The sequence below is a fragment of the Butyrivibrio sp. genome (assembly GCF_015056685.1).
Taxonomy (GTDB): domain Bacteria; phylum Bacillota; class Clostridia; order Lachnospirales; family Lachnospiraceae; genus Butyrivibrio.
In genome coordinates, this window is sequence record NZ_SVFW01000080.1 from 1 (window position 1) to 10303 (window position 10303).

Consider the following 10303-nt stretch of genomic DNA (forward strand, 5'->3'; position numbering starts at 1 on the left):
ATACTTAGACATAAAAATACCGACCTCCAAAAGTTAGATTTTTGGGTCTAACTTTTGGGGGTCGGTACATTTTTCACCTGTCTAGGTCATGTTTTTTGGTGTGATATCGCTGTGCTATTACAAAAATTATGACCTATTCTCTGTTTTTCTTTTATTTAGGTCATGTTTCTTGTCGTGATATGACTAAACTACTACAAAATTCATGACCTATTCTGTGTTTTTCTTTTACTTAGGTCATATTTTTCGTCAGATACACCTTAAAAATACTACAGAATTCATGACCTATTTTGTATTTTTCTTTTGATTAGGTCATGTTTTTGGTCATGATAGATGTTTGTTTAGATTTTTCTATGCTCATTTGGGCATATAGCGATTTTTTTTAGTTTACACATCCATTGGCAAAATTTTCAGGAAGTGAAAACGGGCATATATGAGAAAAAATAGATTTACACATCCATTGGATGAATGAAATAAGACATAAGAATCATCTATTTAATGGTGCGGTAACTTAAGAAAAGCCGTATATGCCCAAAATCACAAGTCAAAATCCATGGCGAGGGGTGTTGTAAGCTTGAAATCAGGCTTATATGTCCAAAACAGCATTTCCGCTCTATGGGAGCTGCGGCATATAGCCCTGCACATTCCAGAAAGCATCCGCATCTATTTTTCTTAACCCTCCACATTACTGAAAGTAGCCATCCCTACTGTTCTCGGAGTCAGAGCCTGAGGCCCTTGTATTCAGCCACACCGTAGGTGCTTGCCATTGACGGGTTCTGAGGAAAAGGCTACAATGCTGAATCCGACGGTGAGATAAGATCTACTGTTCCCATCATCCTCACCGTCGGCAAAGCTGACAAAGCGTTTTCCTCAGGTTCAGTCAATGGTGGCGTACGGAGCCAAGCATTTACCAATTTCTTAAGCTTATACATAGAATAACAGGGGGCAATGTCTGCCCCTGTCTCCCCCCTAGCTTCTACCTCACTTACGCATATACAAAAGGAGAGTGCTCTGATGTATGCTAACTGCATTCATCGGATTACTCTCCCTAATCTACATTTCTCTTTGATATAATGAAAAGTGGTGTTATTAATGGTGGAAAAGACGAAGTCCTGTAAAGGCCATTACCATGTCATGGCTGTTTGCTGCTTCGATAACATTGTCATCACGAACAGATCCGCCAGGCTGAGCAACATATTTTACGCCGCTCTTATATGCTCTCTCGATGTTGTCACCGAATGGGAAGAAAGCATCTGAGCCAAGAGCAACATCAGTGTTCTTATCAAGCCATGCTCTCTTTTCAGCCTCAGTAAATACAGGTGGCTTCTCTTTGAAAATGTGCTCCCACTTTCCATCAGCAAGAACATCCATGTAATCAGCACCGATGTAGAGGTCAATAGCATTGTCTCTGTCTGGGCGCTTGATAGTGTCAAGGAAAGGCAGGTTAAGAACCTGTGGTGCCTGACGAAGGAACCAGTTATCAGCCTTGGAACCTGCAAGACGTGTGCAGTGGATTCTTGACTGCTGGCCTGCTCCGATACCGATTGCCTGACCACCCTTTACATAGCAAACTGAGTTTGACTGTGTATATTTAAGTGTAATAAGAGCGATAATAAGATCAATCTTAGCTGACTCAGGAAGTTCTTTGTTATCTGTAACAATGTTTTTGAGCATTTCTTCATTGATCTCGATGAAGTTATGTCCCTGCTCAAAAGTAACACCAAATACCTGCTTTTTCTCGATCTCTTCAGGCACATAGTTCTCATCGATCTTGATAACAGCGTAGTTGCCGTTCTTTTTTGCCTTAAGGATCTCAAGGGCTTCATCTGTGTAGCCGGGAGCAATGATTCCATCTGAGACTTCTCTTTTTACAAGTCTTGCTGTATCAGCATCACAAACATCAGAAAGTGAGATAAAATCTCCAAATGAAGACATTCTGTCTGCTCCGCGGGCTCTTGCATAAGCATTGGCAAGAGGGCTCAATTCTCCAAGATCCTCTACCCAGTAGATCTTCTTTTCAATATCTGTAAGAGGCGTCCCTACTGCAGCACCTGCAGGGGATACATGCTTAAATGAAGTTGCTGCAGGAAGTCCTGTTGCTTTCTTAAGTTCTGATACAAGCTGCCATCCGTTGAGGGCATCAAGAAGGTTGATATATCCAGGTCTTCCGTTTAATACTTCTATAGGAAGGTCGCTACCGTTCTCCATATATACGCGTGAAGGCTTCTGGTTAGGGTTACATCCATATTTAAGCTGAATTTCGTTCATGAGATTCTCCTTTTTATTAATTACAATTTCATTTATCAGCCTATGCTTATTAAAGCCCGGCTAGTTCTTTTCAGTTAGTTCTTTTTGCCTGCCAAACTCAGGCATTTTTGTTAATGATGCGTGTCTCATACTTGCCTGTCGCAATTTCAATATATCTTGTGAAAAGAGATACCTTGTTATCTGCATTAAGTGCATTCCATACATTATTTGTAAATGTATCAATATCTCCTGCGATATTTACTCTTGTTGGCTCTCCTTCAAAGCTTGGAAGTGGATTTCCATCCTGCATGTATGTGTGGATGAAGTATCCTTCGCCAGCCTTTGGGTTGTCATAGGTGTATGTGAATCTCAGGCACTGGCTTGGATCGCCGTTGTTGCTCTTTAAGATAGACATAGCAAAATCATACTTACCATCTTCAACATTCATAAGACCTGAAATTCTAGGGGTATAATTTGGAGCATCAGGCTCAAACTCTCTTGTTCTGAGTGACTCTTCGAAAGTCTTGCCTTCCTTCATAAGGTCATAAACTGTATCTGTCTGGTCACCGTTAGTAACGATTGTAGAATTTCCAAGAACACGAACAGGTGCATAGATTATAAGGCTTGGATCTTCCATCTTTGACGGATCAAAAGCCTGTGTTCTGATTCCTTCACCATCTTCTACAAAAACACGGTTTCTGGAGTTCTCGCTTCTTCCCATAATGAAATATGCACATACAGCATACTTTCCGTCCTCAGAAGTACCGATTACAATACCTCTTCCAGGGTAAGAAGTGCTTCCAATCTCTTTTTGTAAATCTATCATATTGTCTCCTCTCTAGGGGGAATTGCTCCGGATCCGGATGATACACAAAAGAAAAGCCTGAGCAATCCTTAACTTGATTGCCCAGGCGGTCGACTTAATATTATTATCCATACTCCCATGTGGTTACCCACTTATCCGCCAGTTGTATGGACAAGATAAACATACACTTTTTGAATCCAAATTTCAAGATGGCATTTTGACTAAAAATGTGTTCTATTATGATGCGCTCACAAACTGCGAAGCGTAGAGATTGTAGTAAGCGCCCTTTTTTGCCATAAGGCTCTCATGATCGCCCCACTCAATGATCCCACCATCATCGATAAAGAATATCCTGTCTGCGTTCTTGATGGTTGAAAGCCTGTGAGCTACAACAAATGAGGTTCTCTTTTTAAGAAGCTCTTCAATTCCTCTCTGGACCAAAATTTCCGTTTTGGTATCAATATTTGAGGTTGCTTCGTCAAGTATGAGGATCTTAGGGTCTGTCAAAAGAGTTCTCGCAAAAGCAATAAGCTGCCTCTGTCCGTTTGACAATCCTCCGCCTCTTTCTGTAATCACAGTATCATAGCCATTTTCCATCTTTTCAATGAAATCATGGGCATGTACAGCCTTTGCTGCAGCGATCATCTCCTCATCAGTAGCATCCGTTTTTCCGTACTTGATGTTATCCCTGATAGTACCTGAAAACAGGTAATTATCCTGAGTCATGATACCAAGCTGACTTCTGAGGGACTGTATAGTAACCTTGCTGATGTCTTTCCCATCAACAAGTACCCGCCCACTCTTAGTATTGTAGAATCTGCTGATAAGGCTCACTATCGTTGTCTTACCTGCACCGGTAGGACCAACAAGCGCTATTGTCTCACCCTTTTTAGCCTTAAAGCTTACATCTTTTAATATGTCCACATCAGGCTCATCCGGATATGCAAAGGTCACATGGTCAAACTCCACATTTCCCTGAATTTCCGGCATATCCTCCGCCTTCTCTTTATCTTTTACAAGAGGCTCCATGTCCATTATCTCGTAAACACGCTCTGCTGATGCAATGTTTGTGATCAGCTTATTGTAGTAGTTTGCAAGATTTCTTATAGGGTTAAAAAACATTCCAAGGTACAGAACGTACGCTGACAAAGTACCTATGGACTCTGCAGTAACTCCAAGTTTTGTCACTGCAAGATAGTAAAGAGTGGCTGTCCCAAGTCCACCTGCTATTTCAATAGTTGGACTGTACAGGTCTGCAATGACAACTGCCCTTCTGAAGGCATGTATCACCTCATCAACAATATCTCCAAACTCCCTGTTGGCTTCATCTTCAGCGTTAAAGCTCTGTATAACTGACACTCCCTCGATTCCTTCATGAATAAAGGCTGTCATGTTAGAGTCCTTCTTTTTCCACATCTGCCATCTCTTATGAGCGAGAATCTCACAAAAATATAACCCGAAGAGAATAATCGGAACTGCTACTGCCGCTGAAAGTGAAAGCACCGGGCTCTTTACAATCATTATTACCAGGATCACTATAAGACTTACTGCTTCCGGAGCAAGAGTTGTTATAGTGCTTGAAAGAACCTCTTTTAGCGCATTGACATCACCTGTGACCCTTGCAAGGATCTTACCTGAGGGCCTTTGGTCAAAAAAGTCCACTCCAAGCTCCTGAATGTGGATATAGAGCTTTCTTCTGATGTTCAGGATCATATCATTTGAAATATCAGCCATGATCCGCCTCCATATCCTGGTTGCGAAATAGCTGACTACTGCAAGTCCTATCATGATACCAGCCATTATAAACAGGCCTCTCACATTCCCGTTTACTATCTCATCATCTATTATTTTTTCTATCAAAAGTGGATAAACCGTCGATATCGCTACTGTCAAAAGAATAAGCAGCGTAACTGCTACGATTTTTCCTCTGTACTCCAGGAGATTGGCAAAAAGCCTCTTAAGAACATCGACCTTTATGCTCTCCTTTAATTCTTCATCTTCTCTGGTGCTGTTTATAGCCATGTAAACACCTCCTTATGCCTTATCCAATGTTGCCAGGTAAAAGATTTACTGCCCTGAAGCCATGGCTCTTCTATAGTCGCCGTATTGAGCTTCATATGTGCTGTAATAGAGGCCTTTTTGAGCCAAAAGCTCAGCGTGTGTGCCCCTCTCTTTTACCATTCCGTTTTCCAAAACAATGATCTCATCGGCATCCTTAACTGATGAAATTCTGTGACCGATAATGATCTTACTCATATCTTTCTTATCATTAAGTTCCTGCTGAATAGCTGCCTCAGTCTCCATATCAAGGGCTGATGTGGAATCATCCAGAATTAGAAGATCAGCTTTTTTAGCAAGAGCCCTCGCAATAGAAAGTCTCTGCTTTTGTCCGCCAGAAAGGCCAATTCCCCTCTCGCCGATAACTGCGTCATAACCATCTGTGATCTTTTCCACAAATTCCTTGGCATGGGCGCTTTTTATAGCGCGCCTTACAGTAAGGTCGTCCATTGTAGCCTTGCTTCCAAGCCTCACATTTTCAGTGATGGTATCGGAGAAAAGAAATACATCCTGCGTTACAACTGATGAGAAAGCTCTGATATCAGTCATTGGCATATCCTTTATGTCTTTTCCATTGATCCTGACAGCTCCTTCCGAAGTGTCATAGAACCTCTCGATAAGATTAACTATCGTGCTCTTTCCGGCTCCGGTAGCTCCCATGATTCCAAGAGTCTTACCCTTCTTAATGGTAAAAGAAATATCTTTAAGGATTTTCTTTCCTTCCATCTCGAAACTCACATTGTCAAAAGAGATTTCTCCAGCTCTACTTGTGCTTTCCACGTCTGACACGTTTTCTTCACCGCATGCATCCATTGGAGCGTCTGTTATTTCAGACTTTGTTGCCATAACCTTTTCAATCTTTTTGTATCCCGCAAGTCCCTGTGAAACAAGCGACAACATCCATCCAAGATTCTCGATTGGCCATACGATGCTGATGGAATATGATACAAAAGCCACAAGGGTACCATATGTGATGCTGCCCTTAATAGCCGCATATCCTCCAATGGCTACCACGAAGGTCTGCATGATCTTTGGAATCATTCCAAGAAGAGGATCCGTGTCCGCAAGATCTGTGGCAAACTTCTTATTTGCCTGCGCATATTCAAGGTTCTTTTCGTCGAATTTCTTAAGCTCACTGCTCTCGGCAGAGAAAGCCTTTACTGTTCTTACTCCCGATATATTCTCTTCCACTACCTTGGTAAGAGCAGCGTTCTTTTCGCTGATATCGTCGTAGTCCTTATTAAGCTTTTTTTCCAGATGAAGGGCAATGTAAGCAAGCGGCGGCATGAATACAAGTGGAACTATACTGAGCTTCCAGTTAAGTGATACCATGCAGATGATGACTCCAAAGAAATAAATGGTCGCCTCTGTCATGAGCATTCCAACAAAGCCTGTAAGGTCCCACACTGAGCCGGCATCATCCTTAACTCTTGCCATCAGTTCGCCGGTATTGTTTTTGTCAAAATAGCCCTTGTGAAGTGAAAAGATATGCTTCATCATATCCTTTCTAAGGCCTGAAGCCACGCGACATCCTGACATGTCACACAAAAACTCTTTGACAAACTGGAAAACTGCCCTTCCAAGACCTGCTGCCACGTACAGGAGAATATCTCTCCTGAATATATCCATATTTCTTCCCACTATCACATCGTCAACCATGGAAAGAGTTATAAACGGCACGAGAATATCAACCAGGGTACTTAAGACAAGACATATACCGCCAATTAAATATCTCCACCAGTTCCTAAAAATGTACTTTTTCATAAATATCACATCCTTTTGCGCTATGCGCTGTTGCAAAAACTAGTTGTCAAAAAATAAAAACGATAGGAAATCCCATGGAGATCCTACCGTTTCTTACACCCAAGACTGGCGCCATTATCTTTGTGCATAAAAAAAGCGCGATCTCCATTTGCGGAAACCGCGCTGATAATACATTCGAGTATACTTACATCAAGCAAACTCCAGCGAGGTAACCACACTATTCCTATTAACTAAATTATTAAGTCTAACTCTGATAATCATATTGTGTTTACCTCCTTTCGTGTTTTTATTGACTATAAATACATTATTATGATTGACCGAACTTGTCAATAACAATTTTCAGAAAATTCCTGTTCATACTGATTTATGTCTTTCAAAATAGCACAAAGCTACCAAAGCAAGTGACTGACCATATGCCATTGGTCTTATCTGTATGTTCTTGTAGTGCTCAGCATCCATACCCATAGCAGTTCCAGCGGATACATTAAGGACAGTTCCATCTGCATCGACATTGCCGCATATAGCAAGAACGGCCTTTTTAGCACACTCTTTGTAATCATCAGATAAAAGCCCAAGCTCGATTCCACGAATAAGCCCGGCTGCCATAGCTGCTGTTCCTGAAACCTCCTCATAGGAAGAATCATCATCAATCACAGTGTGGAACAAGCCGCTTTTTCCCTGATACTTTTTTAGAGCCTCTGCGTGATCCACGAAAGTATCTACAATAAACTGCCTGGTTCCCTTATCCAAATAATCTGCTTTTTCAAGGAACAAAGTAACTCCCAGAGTAAACCATGAATTTCCGCGGCACCAGTACACTCCGCCAAAATTATCATTTCTCTCAAAACTAAATCCATGATAAAAAAGCCCTGCTGTCTTGGAATAAAGGTATTTAATGTGAACAAGGAACTGATGGGTAGCCTCAGCTTTCCAGTCATCATTGTTGTACCTGATTCCCATTTGTTGCAGGAAAAGGACTGCCATAAACAAGGTATCAGCCCATATCTGGCCGTTATTTAGCATGACTCCGTTTCTATCACCGATGGCGCTGGTTACATGCTGGAATCCGCCGTCTTTTGTTTTAGGAAGTTCTTTCATCAGAAACTCTGCCTGATCCAGGCAAAGCTTTTCATATTTTTCTTTTTCAGGCATCTTATCAAGTATATTCACAAGGGTAAGATAAGGACATGTAGTGTTGATATTCCTTGAAGGAAGCCCAATCTCAAGATTTCTTTCAAACCAATTCACAAAGAAATCCATATATCCATCTGTGTTTTTATAACTCTGCAAAAGATATAGCCCGTAAAGTCCGACTCCCTGTGGCCAGTCCCATTCTTCAATGCCATAATCACGGGCACACTTACCTGACTTTAGTACTTCCTCAAGTGGGATCTCTTTATCCTGCTCATAATCAGCTCCGCCAAGATTAAGGAGTTTATCAACCACCAGTTCAATTTTCTTTTCAAGAATTTTTGCGTCCATTTAGCCCTCCATTATCAAAAAAGGTATAGAATAATTATATCGTAATTATGATAATAATAGTGAACTAATGCAATTTACAAAAATTAATGTATAATGGAAACGTTACCGGAACTTTTTTTACACATCGCTTCCTACAGCGATAGCTTAATATGGAGGGTTACAAAATGCCTAACTGGTTAAAAGATGCTGTTTTTTATGAAATATATCCCCAGTCTTTCAAAGACACCAATGGAGATGGTATTGGTGATTTTAATGGAATCATTGAAAAGCTTGATTATGTAAGAGAACTTGGTTGCAGTGCCCTTTGGATTAATCCTTGCTTCGATTCACCTTTTAAGGACGCCGGATACGACGTAAGGGACTACAAAAAAGTAGCTCCCCGCTATGGCACGAATGAAGATCTCTACAGGTTGTTTAAAATCGCCCATGAGAAAGGTATCCATGTTCTGCTTGATCTCGTACCTGGTCACACATCTGAAGAACATGAATGGTTCAAAGAGAGCAAAAAAGCTACTGAAAACGAATATACAAACCGCTATGTCTGGACCCACCACTGGATTCAGGGAATAGCAGGTCACCCTTATATAGGCGGAGAAGCTGACAGAAATGGCTGCTACATGCTTAACTTTTTCAAATGCCAGCCAGCCCTTAACTACGGATTTCTCAACAGAACAGAGGATTGGCAGCTCCCACCTGATCACCCTGACTGCATCGCCACAAGAGAAGCCATGAAAGACGTTATGCGCTTCTGGCTTGATCATGGATGCGATGGCTTTAGAGTTGATATGGCCGATTCCCTAGTAAAAGATGATGATGAGAACAAATCCGCTACAGGTGCCGTTTGGAAAAATATAAGACAAATGCTCGATGAAGAATACCCAGATGCTGCAATCATCTCCGAGTGGTCCAATCCACGTCAGGCTCTCAAGTACGGTTTCCACGCTGACTTCTACCTTGATCATCACGGAAATGGCTACAATACCCTTCTTCGCGATTATGAAACAGAAGGCGGTGACCACAGCTTCCTTAAAAAAGACGGAAACGGCGATATCATGCGCTTTTTAAATGATTACCTGCCCAAGTATGACGATACTAAAAATGATGGCTACATCAGCTTCATCACTTGCAATCACGACACACCTCGCCCACGCAGAACTCTTGATATGGACGAACTTAAGATTGCCTATGCCATGTTCCTGACTCTTCCCGGCGTTCCTTTTATCTACTACGGCGATGAAATAGGAATGAGATATCTCGATGTTCCAACCAAGGAAGGCGGTTATACAAGAACCGGCACCAGAACTCCAATGCAGTGGGATAACAGCAAAAATCACGGTTTCTCAGATGCTGATGCTTCAAAGCTCTACTTACCTGTTGATAATGCTGATGATGCTCCAACTGTTGAAAATCAGCAAGACGACAAGGATTCTCTCCTTAATACAGTAAAAGAGCTCACCACTCTTCGCCACAAGTACAAAGATCTGCAGGCCGACGGCTCTTTTGAAGTTGTTTATGCCGAAGCAGAGTCTTTCCCATTCGTGTATAAGAGAGGTAAGCTGACTATTGCAATTAATCCATCAGACAAAAAAGCCTACGTAAAGCTTCCTTCCAAAGGCGAGTGTATCTATTCTATTGGGGATGTCTCTCTTAATGACTATGAGCTTAAGATGGCTCCTCAGTCTTTTGTAGTAATGCAGTAAGCAATTATCACCATGATTTTATTTAAACAACTCTTAGTATAAGTTTTTAACTTACACTAAGAGTTGTTTGACTATTACGAAAACCACGACTCCAATATTGAAAAATATACTACAATATGTTATATTTCACTCAATTATATTGCTAACACTTTATTGCAGTTATCAATTAGTAAAGGGAGATTTCTTATGGAGTACAGAAAAAATAAAAAAGGGGAACCAATTTCCATTTTAGGCTATGGCTGCATGCGAT

At 41.3% G+C, this 10303-nt stretch carries 6 protein-coding genes and 1 riboswitch; of the genes, 1 reads left to right on the top strand and 5 read right to left on the bottom strand.

Translation table 11 applies throughout. From position 1 onward, the window contains the following. Nucleotides 1-1086: 1086 nt before the first annotated feature. The 5 genes from E7303_RS17505 to E7303_RS17525 form a co-directional block, all read right to left on the bottom strand. On the bottom strand, nt 1087-2265 hold the full coding sequence (locus tag E7303_RS17505; protein WP_026663877.1) for a phosphoribosylaminoimidazolecarboxamide formyltransferase: 1179 nt from the start codon (nt 2263-2265) through the stop codon (nt 1087-1089). Between the two features lie 97 nt (nt 2266-2362). Further along, nucleotides 2363-3070 carry an IMP cyclohydrolase gene (locus E7303_RS17510; RefSeq protein ID WP_022774311.1) on the bottom strand — a complete coding sequence of 236 codons (708 nt, stop codon included), beginning with the start codon at nt 3068-3070 and terminating at the stop codon, nt 2363-2365. 72 nt (nt 3071-3142) lie between these two features. Then, nucleotides 3143-3226: riboswitch (ZMP/ZTP riboswitch) on the bottom strand. Nucleotides 3227-3286: 60 nt separating this feature from the next. Next, nucleotides 3287-5071 (bottom strand): ABC transporter ATP-binding protein, encoded by a 1785-nt coding sequence (locus E7303_RS17515; protein ID WP_292146748.1) that lies wholly within the window; start codon nt 5069-5071, stop codon nt 3287-3289. Between the two features lie 45 nt (nt 5072-5116). Then, the gene (locus tag E7303_RS17520; RefSeq protein WP_292146749.1) at nt 5117-6871 is read right to left on the bottom strand and encodes an ABC transporter ATP-binding protein; all 1755 of its coding nucleotides are present in this window, start codon (nt 6869-6871) and stop codon (nt 5117-5119) included. Nucleotides 6872-7225: 354 nt separating this feature from the next. Then, nucleotides 7226-8353 carry a glycoside hydrolase family 88/105 protein gene (locus E7303_RS17525; RefSeq protein ID WP_292146750.1) on the bottom strand — a complete coding sequence of 376 codons (1128 nt, stop codon included), beginning with the start codon at nt 8351-8353 and terminating at the stop codon, nt 7226-7228. Nucleotides 8354-8517: 164 nt separating this feature from the next. Here E7303_RS17525 and E7303_RS17530 point away from each other — a divergent pair, with 164 nt between their 5' ends. Beyond that, nucleotides 8518-10053, top strand: a complete 1536-nt coding sequence (locus tag E7303_RS17530; protein ID WP_292146751.1) for an alpha-amylase family glycosyl hydrolase — start codon at nt 8518-8520, stop codon at nt 10051-10053. Nucleotides 10054-10303 lie beyond the last annotated feature (250 nt).